General features: G+C 64.7%; 17 protein-coding genes. 9 read left to right on the forward strand and 8 right to left on the reverse strand.

All coding sequences use genetic code 11. The features are described 5' to 3' along the window. The first annotated feature begins 10 nt into the window (after positions 1-10). The 5 genes from FJ964_RS09820 (at position 11) to FJ964_RS09840 (ending at position 4,645) form a co-directional block, all read left to right on the forward strand. Positions 11-1,564: an alpha/beta fold hydrolase gene (locus FJ964_RS09820; RefSeq protein ID WP_140550203.1), complete on the forward strand. Its 1,554-nt coding sequence runs from the start codon at positions 11-13 to the stop codon at positions 1,562-1,564. 108 nt (positions 1,565-1,672) lie between these two features. After that, positions 1,673-2,152 carry a carboxymuconolactone decarboxylase family protein gene (locus FJ964_RS09825; RefSeq protein WP_140550204.1) on the forward strand — a complete coding sequence of 160 codons (480 nt, stop codon included), beginning with the start codon at positions 1,673-1,675 and terminating at the stop codon, positions 2,150-2,152. An 80-nt stretch (positions 2,153-2,232) separates the two neighbouring features. After that, the gene (locus tag FJ964_RS09830) at positions 2,233-2,595 is read left to right on the forward strand and encodes a nuclear transport factor 2 family protein (protein ID WP_140550490.1); all 363 of its coding nucleotides are present in this window, start codon (positions 2,233-2,235) and stop codon (positions 2,593-2,595) included. 39 nt (positions 2,596-2,634) lie between these two features. Continuing rightward, the gene (locus FJ964_RS09835; RefSeq protein WP_140550205.1) at positions 2,635-2,949 is read left to right on the forward strand and encodes a hypothetical protein; all 315 of its coding nucleotides are present in this window, start codon (positions 2,635-2,637) and stop codon (positions 2,947-2,949) included. A 286-nt stretch (positions 2,950-3,235) separates the two neighbouring features. Then, the gene (locus FJ964_RS09840) at positions 3,236-4,645 is read left to right on the forward strand and encodes an FAD-binding oxidoreductase (RefSeq protein ID WP_140550206.1); all 1,410 of its coding nucleotides are present in this window, start codon (positions 3,236-3,238) and stop codon (positions 4,643-4,645) included. Between the two features lie 150 nt (positions 4,646-4,795). On the opposite strand, the gene FJ964_RS09845 is transcribed toward FJ964_RS09840, so the two are convergent. The 6 genes from FJ964_RS09845 to FJ964_RS09875 all read right to left on the reverse strand — a co-directional run bounded on the left by FJ964_RS09845 (position 4,796) and on the right by FJ964_RS09875 (position 11,721). After that, a complete protein-coding gene (locus FJ964_RS09845; protein ID WP_140550207.1) occupies positions 4,796-6,223 on the reverse strand; it encodes a gamma-aminobutyraldehyde dehydrogenase in 1,428 nt (475 codons plus the stop codon). A gap of 88 nt (positions 6,224-6,311) precedes the next feature. After that, positions 6,312-7,127 (reverse strand): ABC transporter permease, encoded by an 816-nt coding sequence (locus FJ964_RS09850; protein ID WP_140550208.1) that lies wholly within the window; start codon positions 7,125-7,127, stop codon positions 6,312-6,314. Next, a complete protein-coding gene (locus FJ964_RS09855; protein WP_140550209.1) occupies positions 7,117-8,082 on the reverse strand; it encodes an ABC transporter permease in 966 nt (321 codons plus the stop codon). Before FJ964_RS09855 ends, FJ964_RS09850 begins: the two co-directional genes overlap by 11 nt. Before the next feature lie 241 nt (positions 8,083-8,323). Continuing rightward, positions 8,324-9,322, reverse strand: a complete 999-nt coding sequence (locus tag FJ964_RS09865; protein WP_140550211.1) for an ABC transporter ATP-binding protein — start codon at positions 9,320-9,322, stop codon at positions 8,324-8,326. Positions 9,323-9,513: 191 nt separating this feature from the next. Beyond that, complete coding sequence (locus tag FJ964_RS09870) at positions 9,514-10,668, reverse strand: ABC transporter substrate-binding protein (protein ID WP_140550212.1); 1,155 nt, start codon at positions 10,666-10,668, stop codon at positions 9,514-9,516. A 126-nt stretch (positions 10,669-10,794) separates the two neighbouring features. Continuing rightward, entirely contained in the window at positions 10,795-11,721 is a 927-nt protein-coding gene (locus FJ964_RS09875; RefSeq protein WP_027023699.1) for a LysR substrate-binding domain-containing protein, read from the reverse strand. A gap of 90 nt (positions 11,722-11,811) precedes the next feature. On the opposite strand from FJ964_RS09875, the gene FJ964_RS09880 reads away from it, so the two are divergent. Both FJ964_RS09880 and FJ964_RS09885 read left to right on the forward strand, forming a co-directional pair. Beyond that, positions 11,812-12,261 (forward strand): Rrf2 family transcriptional regulator, encoded by a 450-nt coding sequence (locus FJ964_RS09880; RefSeq protein WP_140550213.1) that lies wholly within the window; start codon positions 11,812-11,814, stop codon positions 12,259-12,261. Further along, complete coding sequence (locus tag FJ964_RS09885; RefSeq protein ID WP_140550214.1) at positions 12,251-13,150, forward strand: NAD(P)/FAD-dependent oxidoreductase; 900 nt, start codon at positions 12,251-12,253, stop codon at positions 13,148-13,150. The genes FJ964_RS09880 and FJ964_RS09885 overlap by 11 nt, the downstream gene beginning before the upstream one ends. Position 13,151: 1 nt before the next feature. Here the strand turns inward: FJ964_RS09885 and FJ964_RS09890 are convergent, their stop codons facing one another. Then, entirely contained in the window at positions 13,152-13,922 is a 771-nt protein-coding gene (locus FJ964_RS09890) for a DeoR/GlpR family DNA-binding transcription regulator (protein ID WP_140550215.1), read from the reverse strand. Positions 13,923-14,365: 443 nt separating this feature from the next. Between FJ964_RS09890 and FJ964_RS09895 the strand changes: the two genes are divergently transcribed. Continuing rightward, entirely contained in the window at positions 14,366-15,244 is an 879-nt protein-coding gene (locus tag FJ964_RS09895) for a phosphotransferase family protein (protein WP_140550216.1), read from the forward strand. Positions 15,245-15,248: 4 nt separating this feature from the next. Then, on the forward strand, positions 15,249-17,702 hold the full coding sequence (locus FJ964_RS09900) for an FAD-dependent oxidoreductase (protein WP_140550217.1): 2,454 nt from the start codon (positions 15,249-15,251) through the stop codon (positions 17,700-17,702). Here FJ964_RS09900 and FJ964_RS09905 read toward each other — a convergent pair whose 3' ends face one another. Continuing rightward, the gene (locus tag FJ964_RS09905; protein WP_181172419.1) at positions 17,703-18,335 is read right to left on the reverse strand and encodes a class I SAM-dependent methyltransferase; all 633 of its coding nucleotides are present in this window, start codon (positions 18,333-18,335) and stop codon (positions 17,703-17,705) included.

Raw genomic sequence — 18,335 nt, forward strand, 5'->3', positions numbered from 1 at the left:
GGAACAACTCGTGAGGCCGATCGAGACCCGATACGCCCGTAGCGGCGACGTGCGGATCGCCTATCAGGTGGTCGGCCAAGGCGCGTTCGATCTCGTTTTCGTGCCGGGCTTCATCTCCAATCTCGACCTGCATTGGGAGGATGAAGGCTATAGCAGGCTGCTGAAACGGCTTTCCGCCTTTTCAAGGCTGATCCTGTTCGACAAGCGCGGCACCGGCCTGTCCGACCGCGTCGATGCCAACCATCTCCCCAGCCTCGAAACGCGCATGGACGACGTGCGTGCGGTGATGGACGCCGCCGGCAGCGGCCGCGCGGCCCTGCTCGGCGCCTCGGAAGGCGCTCCGATGGCCATGCTGTTCGCGGCTACCTATCCGAAGCGGACGCGCGCCCTGGTGCTGTATGGCGGCTATGCCCATTTCCACCGATGGGTGATGCCGCCGGAACGGCTGGACGCATTCATCGCGACGACGGAAACCGCCTGGGGCACTGGTGCCACCTTGCCGCATTTTGCGCCCGGGCGCGTGGAGGACAGTCACTTTGCCGCCTGGTGGTCGCGGTTCGAACGGTTGTCGGCAAGCCCGACGGCGGCGGCGGCACTGGCGCGCATGAACGCCGGCATAGACGTGCGCGGCATTCTGTCGGCGATCAGCGCGCCGACGCTGCTGATCCACCGCCGCAACGACGCGCGCGTCGATCCCGATGCCAGCCGCTTCCTCGCCCGGAAGATCCCGAACGCCCGGCTTGTCGAAATCCCCGGGCGCGACCACCCGGTATGGACCGGTGACGTCGACCGGGTCGCCGACCTGATCGAGGAATTCCTGACCGGCGAGCCGGCCGTGGCCGACAGCGAACGCGTGCTTGCCGCATTGCTGGTGACGCGTATCTACGACACGGCGCGCCTTGGCGACCGCATGTGGAGTGAGCGCAGCCAGCGCTTCCAGGAGACCTGGCGACTGCTGGTGGGGCGCCATGGCGGACGGCCCGCGGGCACGCATGGCGAGCTGATGATCTCGCGCTTCGACGGTCCGGCGCGCGCGATACGCTGCGCGGCCGCATTGCGCGAAGCGGCGCAGGAGATCGGCGTGGCCAGCGCGCAGGGCGTGCATGTCGGCGAGATCGAGATGCGCGGACCGCCGGTCGGCCTGACCGCACGCGTCGCCATACAACTTGCCGCCCATGCCGGCCGCGGCGACATCCTGGCGTCGCGGCTGGTTTCCGACCTGGCGACCGGCTCAGGCCTCCATTTCATCGATGGCGGACGCATTGCGCTGGACGAATTGGACGAGCCGCTGGCACTTGTCCTTGCGACGTCCGAGCAGCATCTGGAACCCGCCTGCCGATCCAAGCCCAGGCCTGCCGAGCCGGCGACGCTGACGGCGCGCGAAAGCGAGGTGGTGAGCCTGATCGCCGATGGCAAAAGCAATGCCGCGATCGCCGCCGAACTCAACCTCAGCGAGCATACCGTCAAGCGTCACGTGGCCAACATATTGCTCAAGCTCGACCTGCCGTCGCGGGCGGCGGCGGCCGCGTTTTCGGCACGGAATCCTGGCCCGCACGGGCCATAAAGGCCATGGCGCTTTCGGGCGAAGCGGCCGAAGGCGTCGGGGATTATCAATTCTTCCGCATGCAGACCAGGCGATATCGCCGCAACGGTACTGCGAAGGGAGGATGAAATGCTGAAATCAAGTCGCAAGACCAGATTGCTCGTCATCGCGGCCGGCGCCGGCGCCTTGCTGGCCCTGGCTCCGGCGCGGGCCGAGGACGCCTCGGCGACGGCAGCGTACAAGGACATAGAGGCCACGCTCGGCTCCGTGCCGGACATGTTCAGGACTTTGCCTGACGTAGCGGTCGCCGGTGCCTGGGCCGAGATCAAGTCGATGCAGCTCAACCCCAAGACCGCACTGGACGGCAAGACCAAGGAACTCATGGGACTTGCCGTCGCCTCGCAGATTCCTTGCCAGTACTGCGTCTACTTCCACACCGAGGCCGCCAAGCTCAACGGCGCGAGCGACGAGGAGATCAAGGAAGCGGTGGCGATGGCGGCGATCGTTCGTCACTGGTCGACGATGCTCAACGGCAGCCAGGTCGATCTCTCGGCCCTCAAGAAGCAGACCGATAACGTGTTCGCGGCCGTGAAGGCCAAGTCGCAGTGACGCCCTGCCCGGCGATGACCGCCGGGCAGCACTTTGCTCATCAACCGCCCGATCGCGAAGACGGGCCCATGGAGGATGAAATGCTGACCAAGACACAGGCCGTTGACGGCGCGGCAATCAAGAAAGCCATCGAAGGGCGCGACGGACAGACGCTGTCGAGCTTCTACGCCGACGATGCGGTGTTGCGGGTCGTCGACCGCAACAATCCGCCGAGCAGGCCGCGCGAGATCCGCGGCCGAGCGGCGATCAGCACGTTCTGGGACGATATCTGCAGCCGGGCAATGACCCATAAGGTCGATACCACCATCGCCGATGGCGATAATCTCGCCTTCACCCAGGCTTGCGCCTACCCGGACGGGACCAAGGTGTTCTGTGCGGCGATGCTGGAACTCAAGGACGGGCGGATTGCACGACAGACCGTCGTGCAGGCCTGGGACGAATAGTCAATCGCGGCATCAGCCGCATCTTCGGAGGAGGAAAAAATGTTCAGCGCCAGATGGCAGATCGACGCCAGGTTCGGACACAAGCAGACCGTGCTCGAACTCATGCGGAAATGGGAACGCGAGATCGGTTCGCAGGTCGGTATCGCCGACCTGAAGTTCCAGATCATGACGGGTTCGATCGGCGCGAGGGAGGCGACGGTCGAATCTCACCACCAGGTCGAAAGCCTGGCCCAGTTGGAAGACTTCTTCGCCAGGATCGGCAAGATCGACGCGCACGCCAAATGGGGCAAGGAGATCGAGCCTTACATCGTGTCGGGCACCAGCCTCTGGCAGATTTTCCGCATCGTCGAATAGTGCATGTCGCCCAAAGGTGCCCATGGAAAGACGATCTGAAGCGCGCCGCATCGGTCCCTTTCGACGCGACGCGCTTTCCCTACCACACGGCTTTCGCCTGCCCGCTATGGCTCTCCTGGGCCATTTCCCCACTGGCCCTTTCGGGCGAAGCAGCGAGGAGCCGGATCGGTGCAATGTGCTCCCCTGCACCATCTGCGCACCCGACGGATGGACGGCACAAACAAAGCAACAAGATAAATCGTCGCGTCGAAACCATATGGCGCAGGCGCGATCAGGGAGGAAACCGATGACCGACGAAACCTATGCAAAACTGCGTGAAGGCTTGCGCGGAGAGCTGATCCTACGCGGCGAAGCCGGCTATGAGGAGGCCCGCAAGGTCTACAACGGCATGATCGACAAGAGCCCGGCGCTGATTGCACGCTGCGTCGATGTCGCCGACGTGATCACCGCCGTAAGGTTCGCGCGCATAAACGACCTCCTCATCGCCGTGCGCAGCGGCGGCCACAATGGCGCGGGATTGGGGATTTGCGACGACGGTCTCGTCATCGACCTGTCGATGATGAAAGGCGTCCATGTCGACCCGAAAACCCGCACCGTGAGGGTCGCGCCCGGCTGCACTTCGGGCGACGTGGACCACGCCACCCATCCTTCCGCGCTCGCCGTTCCGTTCGGCATCGTTTCGACCACGGGCGTTGCCGGTCTCACCCTTGGTGGAGGAACGGGCTATCTCACGCGCAAATACGGTCTCACCATCGATAATCTGATCGAGGCCGATCTTGTGCTGGCCGATGGCAGTCTGGCGAGGGCCAGCAAAGATGAGAATCCCGACCTGTTCTGGGCGCTCCGGGGCGGCGGCGGCAATTTCGGCGTGGTAACCAGCTTCCTGTTCCAGGCTCATCCCGTGAACATGATCTTCGGCGGTCCGGTATTCTGGGAGGCCAGGCACGCACCGGCGGTCATGCGTACCTATCGCGACTACCTGCCGGAGGCGCCGGAGGATCTCGGCGCTTTTGTCGGCCTGAAGGCCGTCCCCTCGACCGATCCGTTCCCGCGCGAGCATTGGGGCAAGCGCGCCTGTGCCATCATCTCGTGCTACAACGGCACGGAGGAGGACGGGCGCAAGGCCATGGCGCCGCTGCTGGACACCTTGCCGCCGCCAATGTTCAACTGGATGGGCGTAATGCCGTTCCCGGCGATGCAGTCGCTATTCGATCCGCTCCTTCCGAAAGGCCTGCAATGGTACTGGAAGGGCGATTTCGTCAAGTCGCTTCCCGACGAAGCGATCGCGACCCATATCGCACAGGCCGCCGAGGCGCCCAGCGAATTGTCGCTCATGCATCTATACCCGATCGACGGCGCCGTCCGCCGCGTCGGCAAGGACGAGACCGCCTGGAACGCGCGTGACGCAAGCTGGTCGATGGTCATCGCCGCCATCGATCCCGATCCGGGCAAAGCCGCCGACCTGACAGCGTGGGCCCGGAACTACTGGGCGAGCATCCATCCCCATAATGGCGAGGGCGGCTACGTGAACTTCATGATGGACGATGAAGGGGACGCGCGCTTGCAGGCGAGCTATGGCGGGAATTACGAGCGGCTGAGCCAGGTTAAGCGAACCTACGACCCGTCCAATGTCTTCCGGGTCAACCAGAACATCAAGCCCGCGACATCGGTGATGCAGGGCCGAACGGCCGCGTAGTGCGGGGGCTCGCCGCTGATGCCGTTCGGCGGCGGTGCCTGTCAGATGCAGCGCAATCGCGAAGTGGAATGGTGCTGACGACCCTCTTGAGCGGGGTCGCCGGCGCCGGCCACAGCCATATAACATCCGCCTTTGCCGGAAGGAGACAGATTACCCGTGCGCCACCATCACATGGCGCACGGCGGTATAATCCTCCAGCGCGTAGAGCGACATGTCCTTGCCGTAACCGGACTGCTTCAGCCCGCCATGCGGCATCTCGTTGGTCAGCATGAAGTGGGTGTTGATCCAGGTGCAGCCATATTGCAGGCGAGCGGCGGTCGCCATGGCACGCGAGACGTCCCTGGTCCACACCGACGACGCCAGGCCATAATCGCTGTCGTTGGCCCAGTTCACCGCCTCGTCGACTTCCGAGAAGCGGGTGACCGAGACGACCGGGCCGAAGACTTCGCGGCGCACGATCTCGTCTTCCTGCAAGGCGCCCGCGACGACGGTCGGCTGATAGTAGAAGCCGGTGCCCTCGCCCGGTTTGCCGCCGGTGGTGATCTCGATGTGCTTCAATTCCGAGGCGCGCTCGACGAAGCTCGAGACACGATCGCGCTGGCGGCGCGAGATCAGCGGGCCGATCTCGTTCTCGGCATCGTCCGGCAGATTGTACTTGATGGTCGAGACCGCCGAGGAGAGGTCCGCGACGAGCTTGTCGTATACCTTCTTGCCGGCATAGATGCGGCAGGCGGCGGTGCAGTCCTGGCCGGCATTGTAGTAGCCGAAGGCGCGCAGGCCGTTGACCACGGCGCCGAGGTCGGCATCGTCGAAGACGATGACCGGGGCCTTGCCGCCGAGTTCCAGATGCGTGCGCTTGACCGACTTGGCGGCCGCCTGCAGCACCTTCTTGCCGGTGGCGACGTCACCGGTGATCGAGATCATGTTGACCTTGGGATGGTTGATCAGCGTGTTGCCCACGCTGTCGCCGCGTCCGAGCACGACATTGACGACGCCCTCGGGCAGGATTTCGGCCAGGATCTTCGCCAGTTTCAGCGCCGTCAGCGGTGTCTGTTCCGACGGTTTGAAGACGACCGTGTTGCCGCCGCCGATCGCCGGCGCCAGCTTCCAGGCCATCATCATCAAAGGGTAGTTCCACGGCGCGATGGAAGCGACGATGCCGATCGGATCGCGCCTGACCATCGAGGTGTGGCCGGGCAGGTATTCGCCGGCTACCTGGCCTGGCATGGAGCGGACGGCCCCGGCGAAGAAGCGGTAGCAGTCGACGATCGCCGGGATTTCGTCATTGAGCACGGCATTGATCGGCTTGCCGCAGTTCAGCGCCTCGAGCGCCGCGAATTCCCTGGCTTCCGCCTCTATGCGGTCGGCGATCTTAAGGAGGTAGCCCGAGCGCTGCGCGGGCGTGGTTCGAGACCACGCCGCGAACGCCTTCCCAGCAGCCGCCACCGCCGTCTCGATCTGCGCCGGGTTCGCCTCGGGAAGATTGAGAATGATCGCCCCGGTCTTCGGATTGAGGATCGGCTCTTCGGTCTCGGTGCCTTTCTCGAACTTCGAGCCGATCAGCATCTGGGTGTCCATTGGTCTCTCCTTGAAGAGGAGCGAGTAGCGAATAGGGTTTGGCTAACGATTTCCCTATTCGCTACTCGCTATTCCCTATTCACTGTTTTCATTTCCCGCTGCCGGTGATCTGGTCGCCGTCGCGAGTCAGGTAGTAGGCGGCGAGGATCGGCAGCAGCGTCACCAGCACCACCACCATGGCCACGACATTGGTGACCGGGCGCTGGCGCGGGCGGATCAGTTCCTCAAGCATCCAGATCGGCAGCGTCTGCTGCTGGCCGGCGGTGAAGGTGGTGACGATGACCTCGTCGAACGACAGGGCGAAGGCCAGCATGCCGCCGGCAAGCAGCGCGGTGGCGATGTTGGGCAACACGACATGCCGGAAGGTCTGGAAACCGTCGGCGCCGAGATCCATCGACGCCTCGATCATCGAGCCTGAGGTGCGGCGGAAGCGGGCGACGGCATTGTTGTAGACCACGACCACGCAGAAGGTGGCGTGGCCGAGCACGATCGTCCAGAACGAGAACGGAATGTCGGCCAGCGCGAAGGCCGAACGCAGCGCGATGCCGGTGATGATGCCGGGCAGCGCGATCGGCAGGATGACCAGCAGCGAGATGGTTTCACGGCCAAAGAACTTCGTCCGTGACACCGCGGCGGCGCAAAGCGTGCCGAGCAGCAGCGCGATCGCGGTCGAGATGGCGGCGACCCTGACCGAAAGCGACAGTGCCTGCCAGACATCCGGCCGGTTCCAGGTGACGGCGAACCATTGCGTGGTGAGCCCCGGCGGCGGCCAGACGAAGCTCTTCTCTTCCGTCGTGAAGGCATAGACGAAGATCAGCAGGATCGGCAGATGCAGGAACAACAGCCCGCAGGCGGCGGCGACTTTGAGGCCAAGTGGAGTCGATTGGGCACGGTCAGAGCGCATCGAAGGCCCCCATGCGCTTGGCGCCCCAGAGGTAGAAGCCCATGATGACGATCGGCACCACTGTGAAGGCGGCGGCGAGCGGGATGTTGCCGGCCGTGCCTTGCTGCGAATAGACGGCCTGGCCGATGAACAGGCGCGACGTGCCGATGATCTGCGGGATGATGTAGTCGCCCAATGTCAGCGAAAAGGTGAAGATCGAACCGGCAACGATGCCGGGCAACGCCAGCGGGAACAACACATTGCGAAAAGTCTGGCCGGGCGAGGCGCCAAGATCGGAAGAGGCCTCGACCAGATTGCCGGGCACACGCTCGAGGGCTGCCTGCACCGGCAGGATCATGAAGGGCAGCCAGACATAGACGAAAACGATGAAGGTGCCGGTGAACGACACCGACAGCGAGTTGCCGCCGACGATGGGCAGCGACAGCCAGGCATCGAGCAGCCACAACAGGTTCAGTTTGGCGAGCAGCCAGGTGAGGATACCTTCCTTGGCCAGGATCAATTTCCACGCATAGATCTTGACCAGGTAGCTCGACCACAGCGGCAGCATGACGCCGAGATAGAACAGCGCCTTCCAGCGGCCGCGCGCATAGCGCGCCGCGTAATAGGCAATGGGGAAAGCGACGACAGCCGCGGCCAGCGTCACCAGGGCCGCCATCGTCACCGTGCGCAGGATGATGTCGAGATTGGCGGCCTGCAACAGGTCGCCATAGGTCTTCAACGTAAACTGGCGGTTGATGAGGCCGGAGAACTCGTCGATCGAAAAGAAGCTCTGCGCCAGAAGCGCAAACAACGAGCCGATATAGACGATACCGAGCCACAGGACCGGCGGCAGCAGCATAAGCAACAGGAGCAGTTGCGGCCTACGCCAGAACAGGTCCGACAGCGCACCACGCAGGCCGCCGCTGCCGGGCAGGATGGCAGGGGCTGGATTGGGGTTGAGCGCGGCAATGGTCATGACGCGCCTGACGTTTTCACCGGATCAAGGCCAGCAAGGCCGCGCTCTACGGGACCCCCCTCTGGCCTGCCGGCCATCTCCCCCACAAGGGGGGAGATCGGCAGCTTGGCCCGGGGCGCCTGTTCTGCGACGTTGGTGATTGGCGAAAGCCGAGGTGAAATCCAATCTCCCCCCTCGTGGGGGAGATGTCCGGCAGGACAGAGTGGGGCGTCGTAGAGCACCTCGGTTAGCCTATTAGCCATCACACCGGCTCGTCCATCAGATGCAGGCTCTCCCGGTTGAAGGTGAGCACCACCGCCTCGCCTTCCCCGGGCAAGGCCGTGCCGGCCGGCACGATGGCGTGCAATTTCAGACCGTCGGCGTCGAGCGCCAGCCTGGTGGTGGCGCCGAGATAGTTGGTCGCGACGAGGCGCGCGGCCACGCCGTCGCCTTTCGCGGCGCGGCCGACGCGGATGGATTCGGGTCGCAGGCTGCCCCAGCGGCGCTGGCCGCAATAGCGCTGGACGAAATCGGGCGGCAGCACGTTTGAGGAGCCGACGAAATCGGCGACGAAGCGGGTGCTCGGCCGCTGGTAGATATCTTCCGGCGTACCGATCTGCATGATCCTGCCGTCGTTGAAGACGGCGACGCGATCGGCCATCGACAGCGCCTCGCCCTGATCATGGGTGACGAAGACGAAAGTTATGCCGAGCGCCTTTTGCAGCGACTTCAGTTCTTCCTGCATGTTCTCGCGCAATTTCAGGTCGAGCGCGCCGAGCGGCTCGTCGAGCAGCAGCACCTTGGGTTGATTGACAAGTGCGCGGGCCAGCGCGACGCGCTGGCGCTGGCCGCCGGAAAGCTGGCCAGGGCGGCGGGCGCCGTAGCCGGGCAGCCTGACCAGCGACAGCGCCTCTTCCGCAGCCTTGTGCCGCCCGGCCTTGCCGACGCCCTTGACCATCAATCCGTAGGCGACGTTGTCGAGCACATCGAGATGCGGGAACAGCGCATAGTCCTGGAAGACAGTGTTGACGTTGCGGCGATAGGGCGGAACACCCTCGGCGCGCTCGCCGAAGATCGAGACCGAACCCGTCGTCGGCTGCTCGAAGCCGGCAATGAGACGCAGGCAGGTCGTCTTGCCGGAACCGGACGGCCCGAGCATGGCGAAAAACTCGCCCGGCGCGATTTCGAGGTCGACCGCGTCGACGGCGCGCACGCTGCCGAAATGACGCGAGACTTTCTGAAAGGAAACGGCTGAGGTCATCGGGTGTCCTGATCTGCCGGGCTCATCAATTTCAAGCGGCGGCGCCGCCCCTCATCCGCCTGCCGGCACCTTCTTCCCGTATAGCGACGGGAGAAGGGAAGCGCTCCAACGCTGCCGGCCCCTCTCCCCGTTGTTCACGGGGAGAGGGCTGGGGTGAGGGGCAGCGCCGACTTCGGCTGAGTAAGGCTAGGTCACCGCCCGCCGATGACGCCGATATAGTCCGACACCCAGCGGTAATAGGGCACGCACTGGTCGTTCTGGGTGGCGCATTTGGTCACCGGCGTCTTCCAGAACTTGATCTTGTCGAAATTGTCGTAGCCGTTGGTCTTGCAGCCTTCGTCGGTCAGCAGTTCGTTGCCCTTGCAGGCGGCGGGGACGACCGGCAGCGAACCGAACCAGGCCGAGACGTCGCCCTGCACCTTGGGCGAGAGCGAGTGTTCGAGCCACATATAGGCGCAGTTCGGGTGCGCCGCGTCGGCCTCCATCATCGTGGTGTCGGCCCAGCCGGTGACGCCTTCCTCCGGCACGGTCGAGGCGACGGGCTTCTTGGCCGCGACCAGCGTGTTGACCTGGTATGGCCACGAGCCGGAAGCAACCACGCCTTCGTTCTGGAAATCGTCGACCTGGATGGCGGCATCGTGCCAGTAGCGGCCGACCAGCGTGCGCTGGACACGCAGCAACTCAAGCGCGGCCTTGTACTGGTCCTCGTTCAATTCGTAAGGATCCTTGATGCCGAGCTCCGGCTTGTGGAACATCAGGTAGTTGGCGGCATCGGCAATGTGGATCGGGCCGTCATAGGCCTGGACGCGGCCCTTGTTGGACTTGCCGTCCGGCAGCTTCATCTCCTCGAAGACGACGTTCCAGCTCTTGGGCGCTTCCTTGAAGACATCGGTATTGTACATCAGGACGTTCGGCCCCCACTGGTAGGGGACGCCATAATGCACCTTGTCGACGGTGAACCAGGGCGCGTCCTTGATGCGGTCGTCGACCGTCTTCCAACTCGGGATGAGATCGGTGTTGATCGGCTGCACGCGCTTGCCGGCGACGAGGCGCAGCGACGCATCGCCCGAAGCGGTGACGAGGTCGAAGCCGCCCTCGTTCATCAGCGAGACCATCTCGTCCGACGTGTTGGCGGTCTTGACGTTGACCTTGCAGCCGCTTTCCTTCTCGAAGGCGGTGACCCAGTCATAGCCCTTGTCGGTCTCGCCACGCTCGATATAGCCGGGCCAGGCGACGATATTGACCTCGCCTTCACCCTTGCCGAGCTCCGTGACCTGGGCGACGGCTTGGCCGGAGAAGGTCAGCGCGACGGTCAACGCAGTGCATGACTTCAGGAATGAATTCATCGTCGATCTCCCATTGATAGGGTCCGCGCTTCGGGGGCGGCTTTGTTCCCTGTAGCGAAGGTGCTGTGAAAATCCCGGTTTCGCAAATTCATTTATCAGAAGGGGGATATCGGTTTTTCCGATAGATCAGCGGCCGTTCTTGTCGGGGCGCTGGCGAACCATGCGCTGCGACTGCGCGAGGCCGATGAAATCGCGCGCAGCCTGCGGCAGGCCGGAGCCGCGGCGCCAGACCATCCCGACCTGGACGACGGGCAAGGCGCCGGAGACGTCGCGCGACTCGATACGGTCGCCTTCCAGCGACCACGGCCGGTAGACGAGGTCGGGCAGCAGGGCCACGCCCGCGCCGGTGGCGACCAGGCTGCGCACCGCTTCGACCGAGCGGGTGCGGAAGGCGACATGCGGCTTGGCGCCGATTGCCGTCAGCAGCTTGCCGGTATTCTCCTCGATCTCGTCGACGGTCAGCATGATCAGAGGCTCCGATGCGATGTCGCCGATGCCGATGATGTCGGCGCCGGCGAGCGGATGCCCGAGCGGCAGCCACAGGCGGTAGGCCGAGACTTCGAGGATTTCGGATTGCAGCGCGGTTCGGTCGCGCAGATTGGACGTGACCATCACGGCGATGTCCAGCTTGCCGCCGATCAGCAGATGCTCGAGATAGTCGCCATTGTCCTCGATGGCGGAGACCTCCACGCCGGGATAGGCACGGCGGTAGCGGGCAAGCAGGTCCGACAGCACATAGCCGGCGACCAGCGAGGTGACGCCGAGCTGCAGCCTGCCGCCCGCTGTCGCCTGCTCACCGAGGAAGGCGCGGCGCGCATCGGACACATCGGCCAGGATCTTGGTGGCATGACGCAGGAACTGGTGGCCCTTATGGGTGATGTTGAGGCCGCGCGGATGGCGGTCGAACAATTCGACGCCGAGATCGCCTTCGAGCTCCTTGATCGCTTCGGTGACCGAGGATTGCGAAATGGAGAGGTTCTGCGCAGCACCCGACACCGTGCCCTGCTCGGCAACGGCGATGAAGAACTGTAACTGGCGGATGGTGAAAGCCATGGCCGGGACTAAACACGGCGGAGACGACACTGGGAAGTGGAAACGGATCGGCAACTTGACGACTTCCAGAATCGTAACTAAACGAGTTACATGAAACGCAACAGCCGGCTGTCCTCCACCTTGCACATTCTGGTCCACATGGCCGAGAAGCCCGAGCGGGCGCTGACTTCGGAGCAGCTTGCCACCTTCATCCACACCAATCCGGTCGTGGTGCGCCGCACCATCGCCGGGTTGCGGGATGCCGGCATCGTCACCTCTTCACGCGGGCATGGCGGCGGTTGGCTGCTCGGGCGCCGGCCCGACAAGATCTCGCTGGCCGAAATCAGCGCCGCGCTTGGCGAGACGCTGCTGCCGTTCGGCACCGAGCCGGAAAGCCCCGGCTGCCTTGTCGAACAGGCCGTGATCGCCGTCCTCGACGATTTTCGCATCGCGGCGGAGAAGCTGCTGGCAGAGAAGCTCAGCCGCATCACGCTGGCCGACCTGAGCGCCGACTTCCGCCGCCGTTACGACCTCATCGGAGTATCCAGCCATGCAGTATGATCTTGCCGTCGTCGGCGGCAGCTTTGCCGGCCTGTCCGCCGCCATCCAGGCGGCCCGGGCCCGGCGCAACGTCCTGGTGATCGACGCCGGCCAGCCCCGAAATCGGTTCGCCGCGCATTCGCACGGTTTCCTCAGCCAGGACGGGCGCACGCCCGGCGCCATCCTGGAAGAGGCAAGACGGCAATTGCTGGCCTATCCGACAGCCCGGCTTGTCAAGGGACGTGCGGACAAGGCAGTCGCCAATAGCAGCAGCGACTTCGAAATCAGCACAGAGGGCGGCGAGACCTTTGGCGCCGCGCGAGTGGTTCTGGCCACCGGCGTGCGCGACATCCTGCCGGAGGTTCCCGGGCTTGCCGAGCAGTGGGGCAAGACCGTGCTGCACTGCCCCTATTGCCACGGCTACGAAGTTTCCGGCAGACCGCTTGGCGTGCTCGCGACCGGGCCCATGTCCCTGCATCAGGCGCAGTTGATCGCCGACTGGGGCGACGTCACGCTGTTCGGCAACGGCCTGGTCGAGCCCGATGCCGAACAGATGTCTGCCCTGGAAGGCAAGAATGTGAAGTTCGAACCCGCTACGGTCGCCGGACTGCGGGAGGATGGCGCGGGCGGCTTGACGGTGATCCTCGACGGCGGCCGAAAGGCCGGGGTCCGCGCGATATTCACCGCGCCGCGCAATAGCATGGCGAGCCCGCTGGCCGAACAGCTCGGTTGCGGCTTCACGGACGGTCCCCTCGGCCCGGTGATATCAGTCGATGACAGGCAGCAGACGACGGTCCCCGGCGTCTACGCCGCCGGGGACGCGTCACGCGCGATGCACAACATCGCCTTCGCCGTGTCGGGCGGCGCCTTCGCCGGCATATGCGCCCACCAGTCGCTGGTATTCGGTTAGGTCAGGCTGCGTCGCCCGCGATGCTGAGCCGCGCGCCGGCCTGCGCCAGGCCAGCAGCGATGTCGCGCGGCGGCGGCCGGTCGGTGGCGAGTTCGGAAAAGCCGTCGAAGCCGCAGACCTGGACCAGGCCCTGGCGCCCGAACTTGGAATGATCGGTGACGACGAGCGAACGCTGGCCGCGCGACAGCACCATGCGGGCGAACTCGGCCTCGTCGAGATCGTAATCCATGACACCCGTCACCGCATCGACAGCGCCCGTCGAGATCACCGCGTGGCTGACCGAGAAGCGGCTGACGAAGTCGATGGCCGAGGCGCCGAAGGCGGCGCCGGAATCGCTGCGCAGCTCGCCGCCGGCCATGTAGACCTTGTTGCCGTTGACGGTGGCCAGCGTGCGGGCGATGTCGGATGAGTTGGTGACGACCGTCAGCCGCCGATGGCCGAGTAGTTCACGCGCCAGGAACGAGGTGGTCGTTCCCGTGTCGAGCATGATCGATTCGCCGTCGCGGATGGTGGCGGCGACCATGCGGGCGATGAGGCGCTTGGCCTCGGCGTTCTCGCGCATGCGCCGTTCGAACGGCGCTTCGCCGATCGTCGACGGCAGGCCCACGGCGCCATGCATCTTCAGGAGCGAGCCGTCGCTGGTAAGGGGCTTGACGTCGCGGCGCACGGTTTCCAGCGAAACGCCCAGCCGGTCGGCCAGGCTGGCGATGGTGACGGTGCCTTCCTCCTGCAGAAACCGCAGGATTTCGCCGTGTCGCTTGGAATGGCTCATCGGGTCACTTCCGGTCGCGCCATGATGCAGTGACCGCTTCTATAGCAAATCTGCCGCATATTACACGGAATCTCGAAAGAATACGGGCAGGAAAACAGAAAAAGCCACAGAATCTCGTTGACAAGATGGCTTACCCGGCGTGACACTGATGCCGTGTCAGGCTCGCACTGCCACGGAAGAGCGATAGCGGAGCCTGATCCGAATTTGTGTGCCCCAAGGTCTGGAAACTGCCTGACGCGAGGGCGACTGGAAGAATTTTCTCATCCGCGGGGGCGGATGCCGGCCTCGAAGAGCCCGGCACGTGGGGCTCGTCGGTGCGGCGCGGGATACCGATCCCGAATGCCGCGCCGGCGAGGTCTTTGCCAGAACGAGCGACCGGACAAACGGCGGGGCGCCCCGGCGCCGCCGCTCCGTCGGCGCCTTGCCGGACGAAGGGCGAATTCATGACGGCCGAGGACCGCATCCGCGCCCTGCCTTGCTGGACAGGCAGCGTCGAGATCGAGCCGCTGCCCGGCGGACTGAGCAATGCCAACTATCTGGTCAAGGACGCGGCCGGGAGGCATGTCGTGCGCTTTGGCAGGGACTATCCCTTCCACCACGTCTTTCGCGAGCGTGAGGTGATGACCGCACGCGCCGCGCATGCCGCCGGTTTCGCGCCTGCGGTCCGCCATGCCGAACCTGGCATTCTGGTGACGGAGTATCTCGGCGCCAAGACCTGTCTGGCTGAGGACGTGCGCGCCAATCTCGGCCGTGTCGCCGTCCTTATGCGCGGCTTCCACCGCGAGATGCCCAACCACGTCTCCGGTGCCGGCTTCATGTTCTGGGTGTTCCACGTCATCCGCGACTATGCGCGCACCCTGGAGGACGCCGGCAGCCGCAAGGCGAGCGACCTGCCGCGCCTGCTGGTGCTGGCCGACGAACTCGAACGCGCCCAGAAACTGCTGCCTATCGTGTTCGGCCACAATGATCTTTTGCCGGCGAATATTCTCGACGACGGCAGCAGGCTATGGCTGATCGACTTCGAATATGCCGGCTTCAACACCGCGATGTTCGACCTTGCCGGCGTCGCCTCGAACGCCGGCATGAGCGACGAGGAATCCTTCGCCTTCCTGACTGCCTATTTCATGAAGGAGCCGGATGAGGCGATCCGCCGCTCGCATGCGGCCATGCAATGCGCCTCCCTGCTGCGCGAGGCGATGTGGAGCATGGTTTCGGAACTCTACCTCGACGTGCCCGGCATCGACTACGTCGCCTACACGGAAGAAAACCTGACCCGGCTCGACGCCGCGCTGGAAAACTACCGGACGAAATACGGGACCTGAACCCATGACTTTGCCAACCCAGGCAGCGATCGTCGTCATCGGCGGCGGCATTATCGGCTGCTCGACGGCCTACCATCTGGCCCGCGACCACAAGGCAGATGTGGTGCTGCTCGAACAGGGCAAGCTGACCTCGGGCTCGACCTGGCATGCCGCCGGGCTGGTCGGGCAGCTGCGCTCGTCGGCCTCGATCACGCGCGTGCTCAAATATTCGGTCGACCTCTACAAGGGTCTGGAGGCCGAGACCGGCCTTGCCACCGGCTGGAAGATGAGCGGATGCCTGCGCCTTGCCACCAATGCCGACCGCTGGACCGAGTACGAGAGGCTGGCGACAACGGCGAAGAGTTTCGGCATGGACATGCAGTTGCTGTCACCGGCGGAGGTCAAGACCATGTGGCCGCTGATGGAAACCGGCGATCTCGTCGGCGCCTCCTGGCTGCCGACCGACGGTCAGGCGAGCCCATCCGACATCACCCAGTCGCTGGCCAAGGGCGCGCGCATGCATGGTGCAAGGCTTTACGAGGATGTGCGCGTCACCGGCTTCGAGATCAAGGACGGCCGCGTCATTGCGGTGAAAACCAGCAAGGGTGACATCGCCTGCGACAAGGTGGTGAACTGCGCCGGACAATGGGCGCGGCAGGTTGGCGCCATGGCCGGCATCAACGTGCCGCTGCAGCCGGTAAAGCACCAGTTTATCGTCACCGAGAAGATCGACGGGCTGGCGACCGATGTCCCGACCGTCCGCGACCCGGACCGGCGCACCTATTTCAAGGAAGAGGTCGGCGGGCTGGTAATGGGCGGCTATGAGCCGAACCCGCAGGCCTGGACGACTGATCTCCCCGGGGGCGACGTGCCCAACGACTGGGAGTTCAGGCTGTTCGACGACGATTATGATCATTTCGAACAGCATATGAGCCAGGCGATCGTGCGCGTGCCGGCCCTGGAAACCGTCGGCGTCAAGCAGATGATCAACGGGGCCGAGAGTTTCACGCCGGACGGCAATTTCATCCTCGGCGCGGCGCCCGAATGCGCCAACATGTTCGTCGGCGCCGGCTTCAACGCCTTCGGCATTGCTTCGGGCGGCGGCGCTGGCTGGGTGCTGGCGCAATGGGTGGTCGATGGCGAGGCGCCGTTCGATCTGTGGGTCGTCGACATCAGGCGTTTTTCCAGCCTGCATCGCGACCGGCACTGGGTCCGCGAGCGTACGCTGGAAGCCTATGGCAAGCACTACACGATCGGCTTTCCGCATGAGGAGTATCTTTCCGGCCGGCCGCGCATCGTTTCGCCGCTGTATAACAGGCTGAAGCAGCACCGCGCCGTGTTCGGCTCGAAGCTCGGCTGGGAGCGGCCGAACTGGTTCGCCCCCGAAGGCGTCGAGCCGCGTGACGTCTATTCCATGGGCCGGCAGAACTGGTTTTCTGCCGTCGGCGACGAACATCGCCATGTGCGCGAGCGTGTCGGCATCTTCGACCAGTCGTCCTTCGCCAAATACGAACTGAGCGGGCCCGACGCGCTGAAGGCGCTGGACTGGATCTGCGCCAACGACGTCAGCAAGCCGGCCGGCCGGCTGACCTATACGCAGCTTCTCAACACGCGCGGCGGCATAGAGGCCGATCTCACCGTATCGCGGTTCGGCGAGGACAGGTTCTACATCGTCACAGGCACGGGTTTCCGCACCCATGACCTGTCCTGGATCGGCGACCACGTCGAAAAGGAGCTCGACGTCACGCTCACCGACGTCACCGAGGATTTCGGCACTCTGTCGCTGATGGGACCGCGCGCCCGCGGGGTGCTGGCCGGCGTGACCGATGCCGATGTTTCCAACAGCGGTTTCCCATTCGGCCATGCCCGCGAGATTGTCGTTGCCGGCCACACCGTGCGGGCGTTGCGCGTCACCTATGTCGGGGAACTCGGCTGGGAGCTACATGTGCCGATCTCGGCAACCGGCGAGATCTTCGACGCGTTGATGGCGGCAGGCAAGCAACATGACATCCGCCCGGTCGGCTACCGGGCGCTGGAATCGCTGCGGCTGGAAAAGGGCTATCGCGCCTGGGGATCCGACATCACCCCCAACGACACGCCGCTGGAGGCCGGCCTCCGCTGGGCGGTGAAGCTTCGCAAGAATACGGATTTCGTCGGGCGGCGCGCCTTGGAGAAAATCACTGGCGGTGCACTGAAGAAGCGTTTCGCCGGCTTCACGGTCGACGATCCTGAAATCGTGCTCGTCGGACGCGAGACGATCCTGCGCAATGGCGAGCCGGTCGGCTATCTCAGCAGCGGCGGCTATGGCTACACCGTGGAGAAGAACATCGGCTACGGCTATGTGCGCAATGCCGACGGCGTGAGCGACGATTTTCTCGCCTCGGGCCGCTATGAACTGGTCGTGGCGATGCAGCGCACGCCGGCAAAGATCCATCTCGAGCCGATGTATGATCCGGCGGGGATCAGGATCAAAGCGTAATCAGGTCACACGCAAGGCTAGGCAGCGGCTGGGCACCGTGTCGGCCTCGCCCGGCATCGAGACGTAAGGGCGCGTTTCCTCGATGCGGGTGACCAGCCCCTGCGCCTCCAGGTCCGCGACTCGCGCGGCAAAGCCCAGATCCCAGAGCGTGTTCTTGACCGTCAGCACGATCACGCCGCCCGGCCGGCAGATGCGGATCAGTTCGTCCAGTCCTTCGGCACCGACATGGCCCGAGGTAAAGACGCCGGCCGAGATCACCCCGGCATAGGCGTTGTCGGCAAAGGGCAGCGGCCCGCCAAGCGCCAGGCAATGCAGGGCCGAATAGACGCCCTTGCGGTCTGCCTGATCCAGCATGCCTTGCGAGATGTCGAGCGCCTCGACCTCGGGATAGCCGGCGATGTCAAGCCATTCGCCGATGAGCCCCGTGCCGGCCCCCGCATCGAGCAGCGGGGCCGAACCGCGCGGCAGATGGCGGGCCAGCAAGGCCAGGCAGATAGTGGGATGGCGATAGCCGGCCGCCGACATGTCGCTGTCGTAGGTCTGCGACCAACGGTCATAGAGCGCCGCCACTTCTTCCGGGCGCTTGGCCGCGTAGGCAGCGCCAAGCGCGCCCTTATGCTTGCTGTCGGTCAC

The sequence above is a fragment of the Mesorhizobium sp. B2-3-2 genome (genome assembly GCF_006442295.1).
Classification (GTDB): Bacteria; Pseudomonadota; Alphaproteobacteria; order Rhizobiales; family Rhizobiaceae; genus Mesorhizobium.

What these genes read in the sequence shown, in the direction of transcription:
- FJ964_RS09825 (WP_140550204.1), top strand. Translation starts at nt 1,673, where the DNA reads ATGCTGAAATCAAGTCGCAAGACCAGATTGCTCGTCATCGCGGCCGGC.
- FJ964_RS09830 (WP_140550490.1), top strand. Translation starts at nt 2,233, where the DNA reads ATGCTGACCAAGACACAGGCCGTTGACGGCGCGGCAATCAAGAAAGCC.
- FJ964_RS09835 (WP_140550205.1), top strand. Translation starts at nt 2,635, where the DNA reads ATGTTCAGCGCCAGATGGCAGATCGACGCCAGGTTCGGACACAAGCAG.
- FJ964_RS09840 (WP_140550206.1), top strand. Translation starts at nt 3,236, where the DNA reads ATGACCGACGAAACCTATGCAAAACTGCGTGAAGGCTTGCGCGGAGAG.
- FJ964_RS09845 (WP_140550207.1), bottom strand. Translation starts at nt 6,223, where the DNA reads ATGGACACCCAGATGCTGATCGGCTCGAAGTTCGAGAAAGGCACCGAG.
- FJ964_RS09850 (WP_140550208.1), bottom strand. Translation starts at nt 7,127, where the DNA reads ATGCGCTCTGACCGTGCCCAATCGACTCCACTTGGCCTCAAAGTCGCC.
- FJ964_RS09855 (WP_140550209.1), bottom strand. Translation starts at nt 8,082, where the DNA reads ATGACCATTGCCGCGCTCAACCCCAATCCAGCCCCTGCCATCCTGCCC.
- FJ964_RS09865 (WP_140550211.1), bottom strand. Translation starts at nt 9,322, where the DNA reads ATGACCTCAGCCGTTTCCTTTCAGAAAGTCTCGCGTCATTTCGGCAGC.
- FJ964_RS09870 (WP_140550212.1), bottom strand. Translation starts at nt 10,668, where the DNA reads ATGAATTCATTCCTGAAGTCATGCACTGCGTTGACCGTCGCGCTGACC.
- FJ964_RS09875 (WP_027023699.1), bottom strand. Translation starts at nt 11,721, where the DNA reads ATGGCTTTCACCATCCGCCAGTTACAGTTCTTCATCGCCGTTGCCGAG.
- FJ964_RS09880 (WP_140550213.1), top strand. Translation starts at nt 11,812, where the DNA reads ATGAAACGCAACAGCCGGCTGTCCTCCACCTTGCACATTCTGGTCCAC.
- FJ964_RS09885 (WP_140550214.1), top strand. Translation starts at nt 12,251, where the DNA reads ATGCAGTATGATCTTGCCGTCGTCGGCGGCAGCTTTGCCGGCCTGTCC.
- FJ964_RS09890 (WP_140550215.1), bottom strand. Translation starts at nt 13,922, where the DNA reads ATGAGCCATTCCAAGCGACACGGCGAAATCCTGCGGTTTCTGCAGGAG.
- FJ964_RS09895 (WP_140550216.1), top strand. Translation starts at nt 14,366, where the DNA reads ATGACGGCCGAGGACCGCATCCGCGCCCTGCCTTGCTGGACAGGCAGC.
- FJ964_RS09900 (WP_140550217.1), top strand. Translation starts at nt 15,249, where the DNA reads ATGACTTTGCCAACCCAGGCAGCGATCGTCGTCATCGGCGGCGGCATT.